The sequence below is a fragment of the Cellvibrio sp. KY-GH-1 genome (assembly GCF_008806975.1).
Lineage (GTDB): Bacteria > Pseudomonadota > Gammaproteobacteria > Pseudomonadales > Cellvibrionaceae > Cellvibrio.
In genome coordinates this window covers 1001149-1022132 of sequence record NZ_CP031728.1, presented here as the reverse complement: position 1 = coordinate 1022132, position 20984 = coordinate 1001149, and the positions used below count along the sequence as shown (strand labels likewise).

Annotated in this window: 16 protein-coding genes; 11 read left to right on the top strand and 5 right to left on the bottom strand. The window is 45.9% G+C overall.

The features are described 5' to 3' along the window. Positions 1–6: 6 nt before the first annotated feature. Positions 7–1166, bottom strand: a protein-coding gene (locus tag D0C16_RS04300) for an IS3 family transposase (protein ID WP_225318661.1) whose coding sequence is annotated in 2 segments (ribosomal slippage) — positions 7–911 and positions 911–1166 — 1161 coding nt in all. Because the reading frame shifts where the segments join, the coding sequence is not laid out codon by codon here. A gap of 65 nt (positions 1167–1231) precedes the next feature. Between D0C16_RS04300 and D0C16_RS04295 the strand changes: the two genes are divergently transcribed. From D0C16_RS04295 to D0C16_RS04280, 4 genes are all read left to right on the top strand, one after another. Then, positions 1232–4915, top strand: coding sequence for a response regulator (locus D0C16_RS04295; protein WP_225319019.1), 3684 nt, complete (start codon positions 1232–1234; stop codon positions 4913–4915). Then, the gene (locus D0C16_RS04290) at positions 4915–5802 is read left to right on the top strand and encodes a protein-glutamate O-methyltransferase CheR (RefSeq protein WP_151031163.1); all 888 of its coding nucleotides are present in this window, start codon (positions 4915–4917) and stop codon (positions 5800–5802) included. The genes D0C16_RS04295 and D0C16_RS04290 overlap by 1 nt, the downstream gene beginning before the upstream one ends. A gap of 7 nt (positions 5803–5809) precedes the next feature. Next, positions 5810–7945: a bifunctional diguanylate cyclase/phosphodiesterase gene (locus tag D0C16_RS04285; protein ID WP_151031162.1), complete on the top strand. Its 2136-nt coding sequence runs from the start codon at positions 5810–5812 to the stop codon at positions 7943–7945. A 682-nt stretch (positions 7946–8627) separates the two neighbouring features. After that, positions 8628–9578 (top strand): IS5 family transposase, encoded by a 951-nt coding sequence (locus D0C16_RS04280; protein WP_151031161.1) that lies wholly within the window; start codon positions 8628–8630, stop codon positions 9576–9578. A gap of 212 nt (positions 9579–9790) precedes the next feature. Here the strand turns inward: D0C16_RS04280 and D0C16_RS04275 are convergent, their stop codons facing one another. Beyond that, positions 9791–10384, bottom strand: coding sequence for an NADPH-dependent F420 reductase (locus D0C16_RS04275; RefSeq protein WP_151031160.1), 594 nt, complete (start codon positions 10382–10384; stop codon positions 9791–9793). 71 nt (positions 10385–10455) lie between these two features. Then, positions 10456–11235, bottom strand: coding sequence for a 3-oxoacyl-ACP reductase family protein (locus D0C16_RS04270; RefSeq protein ID WP_151031159.1), 780 nt, complete (start codon positions 11233–11235; stop codon positions 10456–10458). Positions 11236–11417: 182 nt separating this feature from the next. On the opposite strand from D0C16_RS04270, the gene D0C16_RS04265 reads away from it, so the two are divergent. Continuing rightward, positions 11418–12356, top strand: coding sequence for a LysR family transcriptional regulator (locus D0C16_RS04265; protein WP_151031158.1), 939 nt, complete (start codon positions 11418–11420; stop codon positions 12354–12356). On the opposite strand, the gene D0C16_RS04260 is transcribed toward D0C16_RS04265, so the two are convergent. Next, entirely contained in the window at positions 12346–12558 is a 213-nt protein-coding gene (locus tag D0C16_RS04260) for a universal stress protein (RefSeq protein ID WP_151031157.1), read from the bottom strand. The genes D0C16_RS04265 and D0C16_RS04260 overlap by 11 nt on opposite strands. A gap of 300 nt (positions 12559–12858) precedes the next feature. Here D0C16_RS04260 and D0C16_RS04255 point away from each other — a divergent pair, with 300 nt between their 5' ends. The 3 genes from D0C16_RS04255 (at position 12859) to D0C16_RS04245 (ending at position 15419) form a co-directional block, all read left to right on the top strand. Next, positions 12859–13869 carry a DNA-binding protein gene (locus D0C16_RS04255; protein ID WP_151031156.1) on the top strand — a complete coding sequence of 337 codons (1011 nt, stop codon included), beginning with the start codon at positions 12859–12861 and terminating at the stop codon, positions 13867–13869. Further along, positions 13835–14506, top strand: a complete 672-nt coding sequence (locus D0C16_RS04250; RefSeq protein WP_225318901.1) for an HAD family hydrolase — start codon at positions 13835–13837, stop codon at positions 14504–14506. Before D0C16_RS04255 ends, D0C16_RS04250 begins: the two co-directional genes overlap by 35 nt. Before the next feature lie 118 nt (positions 14507–14624). Next, positions 14625–15419: a hypothetical protein gene (locus D0C16_RS04245; protein WP_151031155.1), complete on the top strand. Its 795-nt coding sequence runs from the start codon at positions 14625–14627 to the stop codon at positions 15417–15419. Between the two features lie 171 nt (positions 15420–15590). Here the strand turns inward: D0C16_RS04245 and D0C16_RS04240 are convergent, their stop codons facing one another. After that, on the bottom strand, positions 15591–15773 hold the full coding sequence (locus D0C16_RS04240) for a hypothetical protein (protein ID WP_151031154.1): 183 nt from the start codon (positions 15771–15773) through the stop codon (positions 15591–15593). Positions 15774–16028: 255 nt separating this feature from the next. On the opposite strand from D0C16_RS04240, the gene D0C16_RS04235 reads away from it, so the two are divergent. From D0C16_RS04235 to D0C16_RS04225, 3 genes are all read left to right on the top strand, one after another. Further along, entirely contained in the window at positions 16029–18500 is a 2472-nt protein-coding gene (locus tag D0C16_RS04235) for a glycoside hydrolase family 9 protein (RefSeq protein WP_151031153.1), read from the top strand. Between the two features lie 232 nt (positions 18501–18732). Beyond that, entirely contained in the window at positions 18733–19302 is a 570-nt protein-coding gene (locus tag D0C16_RS04230) for a cache domain-containing protein (protein WP_151031152.1), read from the top strand. Positions 19303–19311: 9 nt separating this feature from the next. Then, positions 19312–20958: a methyl-accepting chemotaxis protein gene (locus D0C16_RS04225; protein ID WP_151031151.1), complete on the top strand. Its 1647-nt coding sequence runs from the start codon at positions 19312–19314 to the stop codon at positions 20956–20958. Positions 20959–20984 lie beyond the last annotated feature (26 nt).

Here is a 20984-nt window from a genome sequence, read left to right as displayed (position 1 = left end):
AGTTAACTAACATACATTTTTTGCCTCAAAGCGCTCGGGGCTAACAAAGCCAATAGCGCTGTGACGGCGGTAGCGATTGTAATCCACTTCGATATATTCAAAAATAGACTCGCGCGTGTGCTTTCCATCTAGCAATGGCTCGCCGTGAACCAGCTCAACCTTAAGTGAATGAAAGAAGCTTTCCGCACACGCATTGTCCCAGCAATCACCCTTGCGACTCATACTCTGTATTAGCGAATATTTTTCCAGTAAATCCCTAAACGCATGCGATACATATTGGCTGCCACGGTCACTGTGAACAATAACGCTTTTTGGGAATTTTCGTCGCCACAACGCCATCATCAATGAATCACAAACCAATTGCGCATCAATATGTTTGCTCATCGACCAACCAACAACTTTTCGAGAATATAAATCAATCATCACGGCCAGATACAACCAACCTTCTGTAGTTTGAATATAAGTAATATCGGTCACCCATTTTTCATTAGGTTGTTGCGCAGAAAAATCTCTAGCCAACAGGTTGGGCGCAACAGGTAGTGTATGATTGCTGTCCGTAGTCACCTTGAACAGCTTGGCCGCTTTTGCAATTAACCCCTGCCGTTTCAGGCTTTTCCGAATGGTTTTTATGTCGAGCGGATTATCTTGCTCCGCCAAATCATAAAAAATCCGATCCGCGCCATACCGGCCTTTTCCAGCCTCAAATGCTGCCTTTACCAACGCATCAATCGCTTCTCTTTGCTGCATGCGCCAACTAACCATTTCACGATTATCAAGCCAGCTGTAATACCCACTTCGCGAAACCAACAGAACGCGCGCCATCATCGCGATTGAATATAGCGCGCTATTTGTCAGCATAAATTCGTAGCGTTTTATTTTTGATGCTTCGCGAAGTAGGTAGCCGCCTTTTTTAGGATTTCAAGCTCCTCTGCTTGCTCGGCGAGCTGACGCTTGAGGCGTGCATTTTCAGCGGCGAGGAGCGATTCTCTTTCAACATCAGTACGGCTATTGTTGAGTGCGCTACGCCAACTGTAAATTTGACTGGCATATATGCCCAGTTTTTCGGCGGCTTCCGCTACGCTCAATCGTTCGGCCAGTTTAATGGCCTCACTTTTGAACTCGGCTGTATACTTCTTATTCTCTTTTGGGGTTGGTTTCTTGCTCATGGATCACCTCTGGAGTAAGTTTACTCAGTTTCTAAGGTGTCCGATATTCGCGGAGGGGATCAGAAATTAAACACCTCGCTAATATTCGCCAGCGTATTAACGAAAATGCTTTACTTGAAAGTCGTGAAATCCAACAATTTTATGCTGACGTCATTGATAAAATTCATGCTAGTGTGGGGCGCCTGTTAAAACTTGCTCCCGGAAGTCAGCTATTTAAATTGGCGGATGCCCTTACCGCCCTGGCTGAACTCAAAGAAGTCCAAGGACGTCAACGAGGGCTTGTACTCGCTATTCTCAATCAGGGAAAAGCTTCCGAAAGCCAAATCAGGCAATTAGTGGTTCTTACTACCAAGTATGAATTCCTTAGCCAGAAATTTCTTAAGTTGGCGCCCCTTCAATTTCAAGAAGATTTTATACGCTTGGGATTCGACAATATAGGCGATGCTGAATCACAAACACTACGCTCCATTCTTGAAAGCGACGCTGACGCGCAAATTAAAGGAAATGCTGATCAATGGTTTACGGCAGTAACTCAGCGTGTCGATGGCATGCGAGAACTGGAAAAAAGTATCAATCAGGAATTAACCCAGTATGCAGAGAGCAGTCGGAAAAAAGCGTTCAATTCATTGTTAACTACCATCGCTATCGCATTGGCGACGATTGGCACAATTGTTAGTGTTGCCTTAATTGCCACAAAAAAAATGGCAGAAGGCTTTGTCAAATTGCGCGATTCTGCTGTGGAATTTACGGAGAGTGGTGAATTCAAAACGGTTGCTATTCACAGTGAGGATGAGCTTGGTGAAGTTGCCAGTGCGTTTAACCGTTTAATTAGCCAGTTGGGACAAATCAGCCAGGCGGCGGAAGCGGTGGCCAGTGGTGATTTTACCCAGCAGATGGAAATAAAAAGTGAGCGTGATCGACTCGCGCTGTCAATGAATCACATGGTTAGGACATTGCGTGAATCTGTGGATCGTATGCAGGCAGAAAATTGGCTCAAAACTGGTCAGAGTGATTTAGCTATCCAGATGAATGCTGATCAAGGTTTGCAAGATTTAGCGCAGAGGGCAATTACTTATCTTGCTGAATACCTTAAGGCACCGGTGGCGGCTGTTTATTTGGTGGTACAGGATGAAATTGCCGAACTCTATGCAAGTTATGCTTACACGTTCAGGAAGGACGCGCGTAATCGTTTTATGCCTGGAGAGTCCCTTATCGGGCAGGCGATGCGTGAACGTAAGCCGATAGTCATAGACCAGCTTCCTCCCGACTATATTAGTATCAGCTCCGGGCTTGGTAGCACAGCGCCGCAAAATCTGGTAGTTATCCCTTTAATTTATGCCAATAAAGTATTGGGCGTATTGGAGCTGGGTTGTTTGCATACCTTGAAAGAAGTGGAAATGGATTTGTTGCGCAAGGGCGGTGAAAGTTTGGCAACGGCGCTCCATGCTGCGCTCAGCCGCGAACGATTGGCTGAATTATTGGAAGAAACCCAGGCTCAGGCGGAAGAGCTGCAAGCCCAGCAAGAAGAACTGGAGCAGGCTAACTCTGAATTGGAAGAGCAAACCCAGCAATTAGAGGAAGCCCAGCAAGAGTTACAACTCCAAAAACAACAGCTTGTTGAAACCAATGAGGAGTTGCGCCAAAGTTCTGAAGAATTGGCGAACCGTAATTCTGATATACAGGCCCGCTCTACCGAATTGGAAAAAGCCAGGAAGGCGCTGGAAATCAAGGCAGAGGAGTTGACGACGGCGAGTAAATACAAATCAGAATTTTTGGCGAATATGTCGCACGAACTTCGCTCTCCCCTCAACAGCTTGTTATTGCTGGCGCAGACATTGAAAGAAAATGATGAAAAGAACCTTACTGATGGGCAGCTTGAAGCAATTAAAATTATTTATGGTTCTGGTCGAGATCTTCTTAACCTGATCAACGATATTCTTGATCTATCCAAGGTTGAAGCGGGTAAATTGGTGATCGAAAGTGAAGCTTGTGAACTTCCAGAAATTATTGGTCTCATTTATCAACAATTCACTCCATTGGCCCTAGAGAAAAAGCTAGACTTTTCAGTGAAAATTGATCCTCAAGCACCGAAAAAAATCCATACTGACCAGCAACGCTTACAACAAATCCTGCGCAACCTGCTGAGCAATGCCATCAAATTCACTGATGCCGGAAAGGTTACCCTTTCGGTAATACCTGATGGGGAGAAAGGCGTTTTATTCCAGGTGCAGGATACCGGAATAGGTATACCAAAAAAATTGCAACATGCCATATTTGAAGTGTTCCAACAGGGCGATGGCTCCATCCGTCGCAAATATTCAGGAACCGGTTTAGGGCTCACCATTTCCCGCGAGTTGGCACATTTGCTTGGCGGCGTTATAGAGCTTCAAAGTGAAGAAAATAAGGGATCGCTGTTTACATTGCGCTTGCCATTGGAGGCGGTTGTCCATGAACCAATTATGCCTCGCTCTTCAAATGATGTGGTTTTAACTGAAGCAATTCCACTGAATGACAATTACGAATTTCCAACACCTGATACGGAAGGAGATATCGTCGAGTTCATTCCTGATGATCGTCATCAACTACAAGGCGATAAAGACTTATTGTTAATTATCGAAGATGACCTAGTGTTTGCGCGTTGTATGATGGAACTTGCTCATGGTCGTCAATTTCAATGCCTGGTGGCTGGTGATGGACAATCGGGAATACAGATGGCGAAGCGTTTCAAGCCGGATGCAATCGTGTTGGATATGATGCTGCCTGACAGTAGCGGCGACCAGATAATGCAGCAACTAAAAGCCGACAACAATACCAATGAGATTCCTGTCCATATTATTTCTTCTCTGGATAAGGAGGACGTGGAGAAAGGCGATGCTATTGGGATATTAACCAAACCCATTAGCAAGGAGTCGATTGATAATGCCTTTAATCACATACTTCAACGCCTGCATGCAGATCAAAAGCGTTGTGTATTGGTTATTGAAGATGATCGAGATACTCGCAAGGCTATTGAATCCCTGCTTAAGAAACAGGATGTGGAAATACTCCATGCCGGTACTGGCCATGAAGGGTTGATATTGCTAGAACAGGAACCTGTGGGTTGTTTAATCCTGGATCTTCACCTGCCTGATATGGACAGCATGGACATATTAAAAAAAGTGGCAGGAGAAAATGTACTCGAACCATTGCCAGTTATTATCTATACGGGCGCGGACCTTAGCCATGAGGAGTATAAGCTGCTGCGGCAATACACCAATAACATCATTATTAAAGGCAGCTGGGCACAGGAACGGTTGCTCAACGATGTCACTCTCTTTCTGCACAGTGTAGGCCCTAAAACCCGCAGGTTGCCGGTTCCAAAAGATGACAATGTCCTCAAAGATAAAAAAATCCTGATCGTAGACGACGATATGCGTAATACCTTTGCCCTTGCCAATTTGTTGCGGCGCCATGGTGTTAAGGTCGTGATGGCAGACAACGGTAGTCTTGCGCTGGAAAAACTGAATGAATCCGGCGATATAAATATTGCCATCATGGACATCATGATGCCTGTTATGGACGGCTATGAAGCCATTCGCCGTATACGTGAGCGAACCGACTACAAAAACTTACCAATTATCGCGCTAACGGCGAAAGCAATGCCTGAAGATAGAGATAAATGCCTGCAAGTGGGGGCAAATGATTATTTAGCCAAACCGGTAGATTCTGAACGGTTGATATCAGCGCTACGGTTGTGGGCGAGCGCTTGATGAAAGTGAAGCCGAATTTTGAATTGGATAATGTTGATTTTAATGAGAATCCAACATTTGATCCGATCGCACAGATTGAAATGGATTTATTGTTAGACGCTGTGGCGAGACGCTATGGTTATGATTTCAGCCAGTACTCCAACAAAATGTTGTGTCGTCGCCTCAGCATGTTTCGCAACCATTACAAAGCAAAAAATCTTTCTGAGCTTATTCCAAGACTGCTATATGACCAAGAAGTAATGGGGCAGTTATTGCGGATTATCTCGGTGACGGTTACCGAATTTTTTCGAGACCCCAAATTTTTTCTTACTTTTAAACAGCAAGTAGTACCACTGTTACATACCTATGCATTTATTTCACTGTGGTGTGCTGGCTGTGCCAGTGGAGAAGAGGCTTACAGTTGGGCGATATTGCTTGATGAGGCCGGATTATTGGATCGGTCACGGATCTATGCCACCGATATCAATAGTAATGTCCTGCAAGAGGGGCGCACGGGAATTTATAGTGAAGAAATCTACCTCAAGGCTTGTAATAACTATCAGCTCATGGGAGGGACGCGGCGTTTTGATGATTATTGCCGGCGCAGTTATGGCGCTATCAAAATGGCTGACCGGTTACAGAAATGCATTACGTTTGCTCGGCATAACCTGGTGCATGATGGCGTGTTTGGGGAGATGGTCGTTGTGTCTTGCCGTAATGTGATGATTTATTTTGGCAGCTCCCTCAAGCAGCGCAGTGTAGATTTATTTCACAAGAGCCTTTGTAGCCAAGGTTTTCTTTGCCTTGGCGACAGCGAAACAATAGAAACAACAAATTTCAGCTCTGTGTTTCAACCCAAAGATAAATGCCATCGCATCTATCAAAAGATGCCTGAGCTGAAGGAGTGAATGAATTATGTCTCAGGAAGCCACGATGATCCCAAAAATTTTGGTGGTAGATGATCGCTCTGAAAACCTTATCGCGATGCGCCACATTCTCAGCAAAATTGATGGGGAAATAGTTTGCGCGGATAGTGGCAACGAAGCACTCAGACTCTTGTTGCATTATGATTTTGCAGTGGTGCTCATGGATGTCCAGATGCCAGACATGAATGGTTTTGAAACTGCAGAGTTGATCCGTGGTAATGAAGCAACCCGGGCATTACCAATAATTTTTGTTACTGCTATCAATAAAGAAAAACAATATGTGCAGCAAGGCTATGAGCTTGGGGCAGTTGATTATTTATTCAAACCTTTCGATCCGCAGATACTACGTTATAAAGTCAGTGTTTTCGCTGAGCTTTTCCGGCAACGATACAACTCTTCATCGCTAGCACAAAAGAACCAATTGATTCTTGATTCAGTCAACGAAGGCGTGCTTGGATTAAATGTGATGGGTGAGATTATTTTTGGCAACCCGTCTGCTGCAAGGCTGTTGCAAATAGATCGAAAATCCCTTGATGGACAGAACATTGGCCGTTTTATCAAAGGGTTTGAGGATAGGACTTGGGAGAGTACAGAAATCTATCGCCTCTGTGTTGCCGGGCGCAACTACTCTCATTGTGACCATCATTTCCTTTCGCACCAAGGGGAATCTTTTCCTGTTGAACTTACCGCGACAGCGATGACTGACGCCAAAGGAAAACAGGAAGGATTTGTCCTGGTATTTAATGATATAAGCGCACGTCTTAGGGCTGAACACCAATTAGCACAGTTGGCAGAATATGATCCCCTCACCGGGCTTGCCAATCGGCGGCTTTTCTATCGCTTACTTCCCAAAATATTGGCGAAAGCCAAACGCCTCGAACATGAAGTGGGGTTGTTGTTTATTGATATCGACCATTTCAAAGCCATCAATGATACCTTGGGGCACGTCATCGGTGATTTACTCTTAAGCCAGGTTGCTGCGCGATTAAAGGCCAGTGTACGCGACAGCGATACAGTTGTTCGCCTTAGTGGTGATGAATTTACTGCAATTATTGATGGGGAATTTGTACAAAAAAATATTGAAAAATTGGCGAGTAACATTATTGAAAAATTAGCTCAACCATATGAGCTTAACAACAACCTAATACATTGCACGGTTAGTGTTGGTATTGCTATTGCCCCACAAGTTGCGATGGATGCCAATGAGTTAATTAAGGCTGCAGATATAGCCATGTATAGCGCCAAAGCCCATGGGCGCAATAATTTTCAGTTTTATGATGAAACATTAAGTAAACAGGTTTCCTATCGTGCCCAAGTGGAAACCAGGTTCCAGCGAGCCTTGGAACAAGAAGAATTTCATTTGGTGTATCAACCAAAGATTAATATGGAGTCAGGAAAGGTAAAAGGCTTTGAGACCCTTATTCGCTGGAACTCCCCCTCTTTAGGCGTGGTATCTCCGGCGGTGTTCATTCCTATCGCAGAAGACTGCGGGCGGATAAATGAAATTGGTGATTGGGTTTTTAAAAATGCCAGCTTGCAATTGGAGGAATGGTCACGGCAGGGAATGATCGATAAGGATTTTCGCCTAGCCGTCAACTTTTCAACAAAACAACTTAATAACCCTGGGTTTTTATCGCAATTGGAAAAAGTCTTCAATGAGGCCAGGATTGATCCTATGCACCTCGAAATGGAAATCACCGAAACCACATTAATGTCAAATCCAAGTAGCATTGTGCCGTTGTTACGGATATTAAGCCAAATGGGGATAACCATTTCTGTTGATGATTTTGGTACGGGATACTCTTCACTAAATTATCTTAAAATTTTACCTATCCATGTATTAAAAATTGATCAATCTTTTATAAAAGATTTATTTCGCGATACCAATAGTGAAATTATCACCAGGTCTATTATTAATTTGGCGCATAATCTGGATCTTCGTGTGGTTGCAGAAGGTGTTGAAACGCAAGAGCAAAATGAATTTCTATTGCATCATGGCTGTGATTTTGGGCAAGGGTATTTATACGGTAAACCACAGCAGGCAAAAGATGCACAAGGGATTTTGCTTAACCAGAATCCGCACATTATTTTGTTGAACCCCTCGTTGAAAAAAAACAAAGGTTAAGCCAGATATTTTACTGACAAGGGGCAGGAAGATCCTACGATATCACACATAAACTAATGGTGCCGTATGGCGATTCACCATTTCGATATAATGCCTCTCAGGCCTCAATAGCAAATTGACTTTCGGCCAAGCCTTCTACTAGCTCAGACCTGAGCTGACAGTGATTCGTATTTTTCTAAATACCTGTCAGTTTAAATTTTAGCTAAATTCTTTTCAGCCCAAACCTTCTTTCAATCGAGCAGTGCTTTCATTAGTCCGATGATGCCGACAAAGACTTGTCGAAAAAAATGGGTGGAACATGGGACTCAACCGGCGACTCGACCAGTTGTCTGATATTTGCCGTTTCCTCAGAAAAATTGTCCAGAGGAGGTTTGTTATCGCTTACCGCATCAAATCATACGTGTCGTACTCGAATATTCCAGGTGAGTGCAACTTGCTTTACACCTATTAAGGGTGCCGGGAAGATCCCGCCACATGTTACATAAACCGCTTAAAACCCTCACATATGTGACGCCTAAATTCTCTTTTTTTGTCTTTTCCTGTAACAACCTTTAGTTAATCCTTCACTTCTGCGTCAATCTGTGTCCCAGACCCAGTCCAGGGAAAAATCAAATCTAAGGAACCTCTGAAAAATTCCCAAAATTTGGCAAAATAGCGCAACCCCAACCAGCCGGTGAATACCATGAGCCAAATAACCTTTGCCGAAGCAGAATACGCCATTAAAAAACGCACTATCCGCCGGGAAAAATTCCTCGCGCGGCTGGAAGAGCTAATTCCATGGCAGACACTAAAACAGCAATTGAGCAAAGGCTATCAGAAAACCGGCCCCGGCAGACCGCCATATCCACTTGAAACCATGCTGCGCATTCACATTATGCAGTTAGTGTATAACCTCAGCGATCCAGAAATGGAAGACTATCTTTATGAAGTTGAATCCATGCGCCGTTTTGCGCACTTGAGATTGTGCGAAAGCATTCCTGACGAGACAACCATTCTCAACTTTCGTCATTACATTGAAGCGCATAAATTTGGCAAAAAGATATTCGAGACGATTAACCAGCACCTTGCCGATAAAGGATTGAAGTTGCGTGAAGGCACCATCGTTGATGCCACGATTATTGCCGCGCCGACCTCCACCAAGAATGCCGATGGTGAGCGGGATCCGGACATGCATCAGGTTAAAAAGGGCAATGAATGGCATCATGGAATGAAAATGCACATTGGTGTTGATGATGGACTTGGTTTAATCCATAGCATTGCCACGACGGCGGCCAATGAACATGACATTACTCAGGTCGATAAATTGCTGCATGGTGAAGAGCAACGGGTTTGGGGTGATGCAGGATTCCAAGGTGTCGATAAGCGCGAAGAGCACAAGGCTCGGGAAGTAGACTGGTTTATTGCCATGCGCCCCGGCAAACGCGCGAAGCTGACCAAATCAGATCCGCTGGCGCAGGCAGAAAAACTCAAAGCCAGCGTGCGCGCAAAAGTGGAACACGCCTTTTTCTACATCAAGCGCGTATTTCACTACAGCAAAGTCCGCTATCGCGGGCTGGAGAAAAACACCAATCGTTTGTATGTGCTGGCGGGTTTAACCAACCTGTTACGCATGAAATCTTGTTTGCTGCCCTAGGCGTCGTCCGCCTGTCATTTGCAAAAATGGCAAATGACAGGCGGTAAAATGAAAAACGACGGGCAATTTTGCGAAAATTTTGAAGATTCTTTTGTGTTGGTGAGGATTTTTTAAAAAAAGATAATTTTTCAGAGGTTCCCTAATTGATTTCCTTATCAAAAAATGTTTGAGCATTGTAAAGTGGAGCTCCTACCCAGTAAGGCAATGAATCCTCATAACCTTATAAAGTGCTGTGCAGTCAACGCCCCTCCGGGAAATTGTGTTAAACGACCACCTTCTGCAAGACTACCTAAATCAATACCGGTAAATCCTAAACGATCAATTAATTTATTGACTACGGATTTTGCACTTGAATTATCGCCCGCAAAAAACAGTACACGTTTTCCTTCATTTGCATCCGGTTTGCTGGTTAATAAATGCGGCGGCAAATGGTTAAACGCCTTTACCAATTCAGCGCCTTTCACAAATCCGGCCACCACTTCGCTGGAGGTTTGGCCTTTTAAATCAAAAGGCACAAATGCGGGCGATTCAATCGGGTTGTTGGTATCTATCACAATTTTTCCGTTGAAATCCAAACCAGCAGTGGCAGCTGGAATTTTTGACCAGTTTACCGCGAGAAAAATAATATCGGCCGCTGCTGCCTGTTCAATGGTTCCGGCAGTAATTTTTCCGCCAAGTTTTTGCACCAGTGGTTGCAACGATTCAACACCGCGACTGTTGGCGATAGTGGCTTCAATACTATTGTTAGCCAACAACTCAGCGATAGCTGCACCAATATTTCCTGCTCCAATAATTCCGATACGCATGATCTACACCTCTTGAAAAATAATTTGATAAGTTGAGTTTTCTGCAATGTTGAGTGAAATTTATTGCGCGATTACGCCGAGTAACCACCGTCTACCGCAATATTGGCACCGGTGATATAGCTGGCACCGGGTGATGCAAGGTAGGCAACGGTATCGGCAATTTCATCGGTGCGGGCGTAGCGTTCCAGCGCAATGTAAGAGCGCGCGTATTGGGCGAACTCGCCATTAGCCGGGTTCATATCAGTATCTGTTGGGCCGGGTTGTACATTGTTGATGGTAATCCCGCGTGGACCTAAATCGCGTGCGAGGGCTTTGGTTAATCCGGCGATTGCCGCTTTGGTCAGTACATAGAGCGCACCGCCAGCGTAGGGAACATAATCGCTATTGATGCTGCCGATATTGATAATGCGACCACCTTGCTGCAAATGTTTGCTCGCCTCCTGAATCGCGACAAACACGCCTTTTACATTCACATCCACAATGCGATCAAAATCGGCGAGGGTGAAATCAGCGAGGTTTTTTACAATCGCTGTACCTGCGTTATTGACCAGAATATCCAAGCGGCCAAATTCAGCGATGGTTTGTGCAACGGCGTTTTGCACTTCAGCGCTATTACCCGCATCGGCTTTAATCGCGACCGCTTTACCACCTGCTTGCTGGATTTGTGTAACCACTTCCTGTGCTTTTTCGGGCGACGAGCTGTAAGTCAGCGCAACGACTGCACCATCGGCAGCGAGGCGCTTGGCAATTGCGGCACCTATGCTGCGTGATCCGCCAGTGACCAGCGCGACTTTGTTGGCCAAAGTTTGTTGGATGGTTTGGGTTTGTTGAGCGTTGATTGCGTTAGTCATGATATTCACCTTAAAAATTGAGTTGAAAACGTGGGTTTAATGGAAAGCCAGGGTTTAGTTGAAAGTGCTTACTGCTGAACACGGGGTCAGTATTGGCGTTTTTAAGTTCAACGAGTAGTGGTAGAGTGTTGTAATCAGTTTCAAGTAAATATTGAAAGTTAGTAGCGAAAGTAGGATGACCTATGGAAACCCTGTCCAATCTCGAATCCTTTGTGCGCAGTGCGGAATCCGGCAGTTTTTCAGCGGCGGCGCGACGTTTGGGGATGACCCCGGCGGCGGTGAGTCGCAATGTGGCGCAGTTGGAAACCAATCTGGGAGTAAGGCTGTTTCAGCGCTCGACGCGAAATTTGATCCTGACGGAAGCTGGCGAGCGCTTTTTGCAGAATGTGCGCGCCGGGTTGGATGGTATTCAGGGAGCGATTGCCGATATCACCACCAACGGCGGGCAACCGGCGGGAACTCTGCGTATTAGCCTTAGTCCAGGTTTTGGAATGGATTATGTGTTGCCCTTAATGGGCGAATTTTTACAGATGTATCCAGCGGTTACACCGGAATTACATTTTGAAAATCGGGCAGTGGATTTAATTGCAGAAGGTTTTGACGCTGCTATCGGCGGGGGATTTGAATTAACCCCCGGGTTAGTTGCACGCGAGTTGGCGCGTGCGCAGTTAGTTGCGGTGGCATCGCCTGCCTATATGAGTGGCAGGAAAAATCCAAAACACCCGCGAGATTTAGCCGGGCTGGATCACATTACCATGCGCTCCTCACAAACTGGCCGTGTGCGTCCGCGCAGTTTTCGCAACAGTAAAGGTGAGGATTTTTCACTGGAAATTAATCAGGCGAAAATGCTAACCAATGAACCGGATGCTATGACCCGCGCCGCATTGCTCGGATACGGTGTTGCGGTTATTGCCACGCCCCATGCTATCGAACATTTCCAATCGGGTGCCTTGGTACGTTTGGTTCCCGATTGGTATTGCGATTTGGGGCTAATCTCCCTGTATTTTTCGAACCAAAAATTATTGCCACCTAAAACACGTGCTTTTGTGGATTTTGTAGTAGGGAAATTTCGGGAGCAAAAGCTTGCAGAAAAGTTTTTGGTATCGAGTTTCAATCCATAAGCCAGATACAGGAATGAAAGGTTAACGCAACAGCAGCAACGATATCGTTGCTCGTGCCCAAAATGAGTGTTGTGCTTCCCACCAAAAACTGGCTAATCCGAGAATGGCAGTAGGCACCCATCGCCAGCAAATGTATATCCTGACTGGCGCAGCAATCGAGAATGCTGTCCTCTACATCACCCGGAGTAATACTGCTAACCACCTGATAACTCGCTGAATTGAGTTGTTTCTTTGCCCAGTAAGTGCTCGATTACCGCCTCGGTTTTATGGCTGATCATTAACAAGTGCAAAATAAGAAGCCCAATCCATTTCAATGTCTCCTGCCATCTAACACAAACTGTACTAATCCGGGACGATTTTGTTTGAAATCCAGTATTAACATTAGATAATTCATGATTATCTAATGTTATACACGTTCATTTATTGATCTTTAGTCCTGTTAAAATTAGTATATAATTACATAGTATGTACCACAGTACGAAATAAACAGGACAGACGAGCAATGGCAAATAGCGGTATCAATAAACACCAGGTCAAAAAGGCACGAGACGCGCTGGTTGCCAAGGGGCAGAATCCTTCCATTGATGCAGTTCGGATTGAGCTGGGCAATACCGGCTCCAAGGCCACCATCCACCGATATTTGAAGGAACTAGCAGATGAAAGCCCACTGAATTCCGGCAAAAAGCCTGCTATCAGCGAGGCATTGAGCTCACTGGTGGAGCAACTTGCTGCCCAGCTACACCATGAGGCCCAGGAGTTGATTACCGAGCGGGAAGCCAGTCAGCAAGTAACTACAGATAGCTTGAAAAGCCAGTTGGAATCCCAGCAAAAGGCGCTGGCGAGTGCGACAGATGAAAACCAACAGCTTAAAGCCCAGTTAGCCAAGTATGAGCAAACCCATAATGCTTTGACGACTGAGGCAGAGGCTCAAAAAATTTTGCTGGGACGACTGGAGCAGCAACTGGCAGACAACGGCTTATTGATAGTGGAGAAGGATAACCACATTCGCTCTCTGGAAGAAAAACACCAGCACGCCCGAGAAGCCCTGGATCATTACCGCCAGTCAGTCAAAGACCAGCGCGACCAGGATCAGCGGCGTCACGAACATCAGGTACAACAACTACAGGCGGAAATTCGCCAGCTCAATCAGACTTTATCGATCAAACAAACTGACTTGACCCACCTCAATACCGCCAATGCTGAGTTAACCGCCGAAGTACGCCAACTTCGCAAGGCTTTCAATGATGCAGGACAGCAGCTACAGACAGCAGAGTCGAAATTGTCGGCCATTAATGAGCAATTCCAAGCCGGAACCCTCCAAATTGTTGAACTCCGGACTGCGCGTGACCAGTTGCTTGGCGAAAAATCTGATCTTGGCGAACGACTTGGGTTAATGGAAAAATCCTTTAAAGCTATTGAGCTTGAGCTTGTGTCGGTCAAAACCGAGCTTGCTGTGAAAAACCAGTTGCTGGAATCACTTGGCCACTCTCTCCAAACCAAAGCCCATGGGTGATCGAATGAATCCTCGACCGGCATTAATTGTTTTTGATCTCTATGGAACACTGATTCAGTTTGGGATCATGCACCATCCTTTCCGAAAGATTCTACTTTGGGCCAGGGAACAGGGGCGCAGCCCACAACCAGATGATGCACGAAAACTGATGACAACAGACAAGGATTGCGGTGAGCTGCTGGCAACACTTGGGATTTTCCCGCCCGCTAATATGCTCGCGCAATTACATCAGGAAATTCAGGAGGAGTTAGCCAGCCTAACGCTCTTTGATGATGTGTTACCAACACTGGATGTATTGGCCAAGCAAGGAATTCCACTGGCCATTTGCTCCAATTTGGCCAAACCCTACGGAGTAGTTATTGACCAGCTATTACCTCAATTCAACCTCGCCCGACACCTCAGCTATGAAATTGGCGCAATAAAGCCGGACAGAAAAATTTACGAATCGATTGTAGCGAGTACCGGCTTAGAACCAAGGCAAATCCTTTTTATTGGCGATACATTACTGGCCGACTATGAAGGACCTACCCAATTCGGGTTTCAAGCTAAACACTTGGTCAGAAGCCAGCGGTCAGGGGGCAATAGCATTGCTTCATTAACAGAAATTTTGCGGTTGCTGACTCACCAAACTGCCTAATGATGACATGGGCTTTACGCGGTATCTCAAAGCATCCGAAAAAATTGCATTTGAGATACCGACAAATTCAACAGGCTGATTTACGTTAACCCTGAACCCATTAACGTCAGGAGCCACAATGACAACCACCACTAAAAATATGACCGAAGAGTGCGAAGCCATTCTTATTGCCAGCCGAAATTACAATATTGAAAATAGCATCTGGCCAACCGATGTCATTACTATCAATTATTTACTTACCCAAAGCGCAGCAATGAAGACCGTCTATGACGAACTCTCAGCGCTGTCAGCCCAACAAAGAGCACAATTCCTCGACCAATTGGTAGGTACTCTTTCATTCTGGTCACCAGAAAATGCAATTGAGATGCGCGCAGCGCGAGACCGGCTAATCGATGTGAATAAAAAAATCAGCACTCTAGCGAAAGATCTTGCCGACTTATTAGAAGAGCGATCCGCTATTGAAAACCAACACCCGTTTAATTCAAATACCCATTATCACATTGTAAATGTCATCAAAGAAGCTTCTCGTGATAACTATCACTTTCGGAGTTTTTTAGCTGAGCCGCTCCAGGCGCTGGCCGGTCAATTTGATCTTAAATATTGGCCGTATCTTCCAGCAGTGATCAAGGAAATAGGCGATGACGCCGATGCTGCCGAAATCTACGCAACAGACCCAAGAACAGAGGCGGCTACATCCTCAAATCGTTCATCAAAAGCAGATTTCGTTAGGGCAGTGCTGTCGATGATAGATGAGCTCAAGGACACGCCCGGCTTAAATTTCTCTCAGGACTTCAGCGTAAGCGACTCAGCGATGGCTGATATCGTTAATACTTGCCTAAAGCTGAGTGCAGAAGAGCTGGTTGATGGTGCCCACGTTAAAAATTTAAGACATAGGGAAAAGCGATCCCTGTAGACAGAACCTACTTGCAATTGAAGGTATTTAAGGGGGCAGGATTTGGCGGATCTCGCCAAATCCCTTAATGAGAATTATTCGCTATGGATAAAATCGGGGTTTTGTTTAAAGTTAACCAAATGTAAGCATTAATTTCAATTACCCGCGACGGGGGAAATTGGATAATTTGCATTACATATCTGCCAGTCGTTTAAATGTTGCCATATGCGTTTTGAGTGCAAGCTTTGTTTCTGACTTAATAATCTGCTGACCTTCTGCACTTGCAAGGTTCAGGCTTTTACTTGCTTTTATTTGGGGTCTTGCGATGGCTTGTGGAAGGCCATACTTGTTGTTTCGGGTAATCTTGTCGCGCATAAGCCAAACCTCATTCATTGTTAGTTAGATTATGTTTTACCTGCCTAGTTTGGTCAACTCATGAGCATTTTTAGGGCTTGATGCAGCTAAGTCCCGCCCCAGGTCATTCAGCGATGAGCTTTAGGTAACGGACTCGATTTCCATCCAGAGTAAATGCGGGTTATGTAGTGTAAACCTTGTGTACCAGTATGTTATGTTTACATAGACTATAAGTCTATTTGGTAGTGCTTAAACATAATAAACCTGGAGATACACATGGCATATCAACTCGGTCGCTGGCGCGGTTTGCTCGCTGCGCTTTCTATTTGTGTCGCTTTTCCGGCTCTGGCAAAAGACGATTTAACCCTTAACGATAAAGATTATTTCGAAAAACCCGGCCTGAATCTGCTGGTGTTTAGCAACTGGTATGACGGGCTGTTTAGCGACGCGAAAATCAGTGGTGTTGAGCTGATCCATCACGGTGAGCGCACCGCAACCAATGGCGATGTTCGCTTGAATGCCACGCCCGAGCAGTGGGATATGACGCCGTTGTTTAAAGAACGCAAAGTGAATCGGGCGGAGCAGTCTATCGAAGCCTTCTTGCACTATCCGGATCATCAATTTGAATTCTCCATCAAAGTTACCAAAAACGCCGCAGGCGCGCGCTTAACGGTTAACTTGCCCAAGCCTCTGCCCAAAGCCTTGGAAGGGAAAGCAGGGTTTAACCTGGAGTTCCTGCCGTCAGCCTATTTTCACAAAGCATTTTTAATGGATAGCACGCCGGGTAGTTTTCCGGTGTACCCCACCGGCTTGAAAGAAATTAACGATAAAGCGCAACCTGAAGCCTTGGCGTTAGGTCAGCATTTGGTGCTGGCGCCGGAGGATCAATTGCGCCGCGTCAGTATTACTTCTGCCGCTAGCCCGCTGGAACTTTATGACGGTCGCGGTAAGGCGCAAAACGGTTGGTTTATTGTGCGCAGTAAAATTCCAGCCAATAAAACCGGTGTGGTGATTGAATGGCAAATTGATGCCAGCACCGAAAAGAATTGGGTGCGTGAGCCGATGATTAGCTACTCGCAAGTGGGCTATCACCCCCAGCAGAAAAAAGTCGCGGTGGTCGAATTGGATGCGCGCTATAAAAAGTCACCCAAGGCCGCGCTGATTAAAATTAACGCCGATGGTTCACGTAAAGAAATCATCAGTGCTAAACCCAAATCCTGGGGCAAGTATTTGCGTTATGAATATCGCCAGTTTGACTTTAGTCAGGTGACAGAGCCAGGGCTTTACGCGATTCGTTTTGATAATCAAGAAACCAGCAGTTTCCGTATCGCCGCCGATGTCTATGCCAATGCATGGCAGCCTTCACTGGATATGTATATTCCGGTGCAAATGGATCACATGACAATCAACGAAGGCTATCGTGTATGGCACGGCGCCTCCCATTTGGATGACGCTTTGCAAGCGCCGGTGAATCACGAGCATTTTGATTTGTACGCGCAGGGGCCAACGACAGACACCCCCTACAAACCCGGTGAACATATTCCCGGTTTAAATATCGGCGGTTGGTATGACGCAGGCGATTACGATATTCGCACTCAAACCCAATACGATGTTGTAAATACTCTCGTTACTGTGTGGGAGACTTTTGGCATTAAGCGCGATACCACCAGTGTGGATTACGCACGTAAATACGTGGATTTGCATACGGCAGATGGCAAGCCGGATGTATTGCAACAAATCGAACACGGCACTCTGGCATTGATTGCACAGCATCGCGCGGTGGGCCATGCCATTCCCGGAATTGTTGAAGCCCATATTGATCAATATACCCACTTGGGGGATGGCATCACTAAAACCGATAATTTAATTTACGATCCCAAAAAATCCGAGTTGGAAAGTGATGGCTTTAAAAGTGGCAAGTTTGATGATCGCTGGGCATTTACCAGCAAATCTTCTTCGCTAAATTATGGCTCTGCTGCTGCACTTGCCGCTGCCAGTCGTGCACTAAAAGGATTTAACGATGCGCTCGCACAAGAGTGCCTGGCCACGGCAAAAAAAGTGTGGGCGGATGAGGCGGCAAAAGCCAAACCGGATAGCTTTAAGTACGGTAATACCACTGGCGGTAAATTAGAGCATGAGCAGCTTAAGGCGGCGACTGAGTTATTAATTACCACTGGCGAAGCCAAGTATGCCCAAGCGATTGAAAAATTATTGGCGCAAGTTGAGTTTGGTTTTGGCGCTTCCTGGTATGTGCGCGCCATTCCATTTATGCCGGCGGAATTTAAAAATTCACTCAAAGCCAAAGCACTGGAGTATCAAAAAGCATTGGCTGACATCGAAAGCAAAAACCCCTTTGGTGTTCCCATTACTGAAGCGGGTTGGGCAGGCAGTGGTTGGGTGATTCGCAATGCACTTAACAACTACTATGTGCACAAAGCGTTTCCGGATTTGGTGAGCCGCGAGTCAGTGTTACAGGGTTTGAACTTTTTGTACGGAACTCACCCGGACCACAATTTGTCGCTGGTTTCCAACGTGGGGACTCGTTCGAAAGAAGTGGCTTATGGAATGAATCGCGCGGATTTCTCATTTATTTCCGGTGGAGTAGTGCCGGGTATTTTGATTCTGAAACCGGACTTTCCGGAGAACCATGAAGACTGGCCGTTCTTCTGGGGGCAAAATGAGTATGTAGTGAACTTGCCTGCAAGTTATATATTGCTGGTGAACGCGGCTCAGGAATTACTGCAGTAAATTTAGCGGGTGGTGGTGCGCTAGTGCCTCCACCCAATATGACTTTGAAACCTACAGCAAGAAAAAACTATCTCGTCATCGTTGCGCATAAAACAAAACACTCCCCCTTGCTTGACTCCCTCTGTTTATCCTCTTTACTTAATTTCACCAGCTACTTTTTATCCAGCTATATTTTTTTCACCGCATCACTTTCGGTAAGTGACGCATTATTCATTACTGCAGAGGCATCCAAATGACAATAGTTAATAAGTTGCTAAAAACTAGTGTGGTTATTCTGAGTAGTTTCATTGCGAGTATTGCCCTGGCTGAAGTTCCGGCTGCGTTGAGCAAGCATTTGCCTGATTTGCAAAAGCTGGGCGAGAACCCTGTGCTGGTGGCCGCCGTTAAAGCGCAAAATGCCAAGGGGACCAGTTTGGACGACATTAAAAAACGGGATGCAGAATGGATGGCGAAAACTGGAGTCGATGATGGCATGAAAGCGCTAATGGAAAACGAACCCGCGAAAGAATTGGCAAAAATTGAAAGTTCCAAGCCCTATTATTTCGAGTTGTTTTTAATGGATAACCAAGGCGCTAACGTGGCCATGACCAATAAAACCTCGGACTACTGGCAGGGCGATGAAGATAAATTTAAATCGGCCTATAAGGATGGCGCGGGTGCGGTGTTTGTTGCTGAGCCTGAATTTGATGACAGTGCAAAGGCCTATTTGATTCAAGTCTCGGTACCTGTTGTCGATGGCGGAAAGGCCATAGGTGCACTCACCGTTGGTGTAAATCTGGATGAGCTTGAAACTGCACAATAGGGCTTGGTTGTGAATTGGTTTTATGGATTAAACATACGCACCAAATTGCTTATCCCCATTAGCCTCATTAGTTTTCTAGTGGTGTTAATGGGGGTAATCGCGATTGAACGCTTCCGTATGGTGGATAAAAACGTTAGCGAGTTGGGTGAAATCAATTTGCTCGCGGTTGGTTATTTGCTGGAGGCCGATACCGAACTGCATAAAGCGCTGGTGGAAGAGCGCAGTATGTTGTTCCTGAATGCGGGTACACCGGATTTTATTGCGTCCATCGCGCGGCACAAACAAAGCATTACCAATGCTCGCCAAAAGTTGGGCGATTTTTATGGCTTGGTGAATGGGCCTGCGGTTGACCCGGTTTATAAAGATTATGAAAAAGCGCGCGATAAATGGGAAGCGTTAACGCTTACAGTGGCGCGTGAGCGCGAAGCAAATACGCGTATAGGTCGTACCACGGCAATGGAAGTCAGTTTCAAAGATGCAAACCTGGCCTTTGCCGATATGCGCAATATTATTTACGCACTAAAAACTCAGGTTGAACAAAAAGCAGCGCAAGCAGTTGTCGATTCGCGCACGACAGTGCGCAATAGCCGCAGTTTGTTGGTGGCGATTATCGTGGTTACCTTGTTCATCAGTTTTGCGATCTGGCTTTTTACCCCGCGTTTGATGATTGATCCCATTCGTAAAATGATTGCCTTTGTGACGTCGCTCGCGGGTGAGGGCGGTGATCTTACCCATAAAATTCCTGTTGCCTATCACGATGAGTTGGGCGAGTTAAGTCAATCTATTAATTTATTTATTGATAGTTTGCGCAAGTTGTTGGTGCGGGTTATCGACGTGGGGCAGCTATTTAATTCGCAGGCACAGATGCTGACAAATCTCGCTAATACCAATAGCGAGCTATCGCACAAGCAGGGGAGCGAGGTCAGTTTGGTCGCGAATGCAATGAACCAGTTGTCTATTGCAATTCAAGAGGTGGCGGGTCTGGCAAACAGTGCAGCGGCAAAAACCAATCAAGTGCGAGTGTACAGCAGTGACGGGTTGCAAGTGGTTGGCAAAACAGTGGACTCCATTAATCACCTGGCCGAAGAAGTAAAGCGTTCGGCGAGCGTGATAGTAGAGTTGAATCAAAACAGCGGTAACATTGCCAGCGTAGTGAATGTCATTAAAGGTATTGCCGAGCAAATTAATTTGTTAGCTCTCAACGCGGCGATAGAAGCAGCGCGCGCTGGTGAGCAGGGCAGAGGGTTTGCAGTGGTGGCGGATTCTGTGCGGGAGTTGGCTTTTAAAACGGCGGAGTCCACCAAGGAAATTCAATCCATGATCACGGCGTTGCAGCAGAGCGCAACCCAAGCCGTAACGGCTATGGATAAGAGCCAGAAAATTGCCGAGGATTCGGTCGCACAGGCAGGCCTTGCGGGGGCGGCACTGGAGAAAATTGACAGTGCTGTGGTGGAGATGTCAGACCTGAATACGCAGATAGCGCAGGCTTCCCAGCAGCAATCCCGGGTCTCTGATGAGGTTACCAATAATGCTGACAATATTACCCGCTACACACAAGATGCTACCCAATTAACGGGTCAGGTAGATCATTCATCGCAGCAGCTTGCTGAGGTGGCAAAAACACTTCAGGACGAGTTACACAAATTCAAAGTGTAAAAAATTCGCAGTGTGGCTACTTTAAA

Bases quoted from the DNA above. Each gene is read 5' to 3' on its own strand.
- D0C16_RS04235 (WP_151031153.1), top strand. From the start codon at position 16,029: ATGGCATATCAACTCGGTCGCTGGCGCGGTTTGCTCGCTGCGCTTTCT.
- D0C16_RS04275 (WP_151031160.1), bottom strand. From the start codon at position 10,384: ATGCGTATCGGAATTATTGGAGCAGGAAATATTGGTGCAGCTATCGCT.
- D0C16_RS04245 (WP_151031155.1), top strand. From the start codon at position 14,625: ATGACAACCACCACTAAAAATATGACCGAAGAGTGCGAAGCCATTCTT.
- D0C16_RS04240 (WP_151031154.1), bottom strand. From the start codon at position 15,773: ATGCGCGACAAGATTACCCGAAACAACAAGTATGGCCTTCCACAAGCC.
- D0C16_RS04265 (WP_151031158.1), top strand. From the start codon at position 11,418: ATGGAAACCCTGTCCAATCTCGAATCCTTTGTGCGCAGTGCGGAATCC.
- D0C16_RS04230 (WP_151031152.1), top strand. From the start codon at position 18,733: ATGACAATAGTTAATAAGTTGCTAAAAACTAGTGTGGTTATTCTGAGT.
- D0C16_RS04285 (WP_151031162.1), top strand. From the start codon at position 5,810: ATGTCTCAGGAAGCCACGATGATCCCAAAAATTTTGGTGGTAGATGAT.
- D0C16_RS04280 (WP_151031161.1), top strand. From the start codon at position 8,628: ATGAGCCAAATAACCTTTGCCGAAGCAGAATACGCCATTAAAAAACGC.
- D0C16_RS04290 (WP_151031163.1), top strand. From the start codon at position 4,915: ATGAAAGTGAAGCCGAATTTTGAATTGGATAATGTTGATTTTAATGAG.
- D0C16_RS04270 (WP_151031159.1), bottom strand. From the start codon at position 11,235: ATGACTAACGCAATCAACGCTCAACAAACCCAAACCATCCAACAAACT.
- D0C16_RS04255 (WP_151031156.1), top strand. From the start codon at position 12,859: ATGGCAAATAGCGGTATCAATAAACACCAGGTCAAAAAGGCACGAGAC.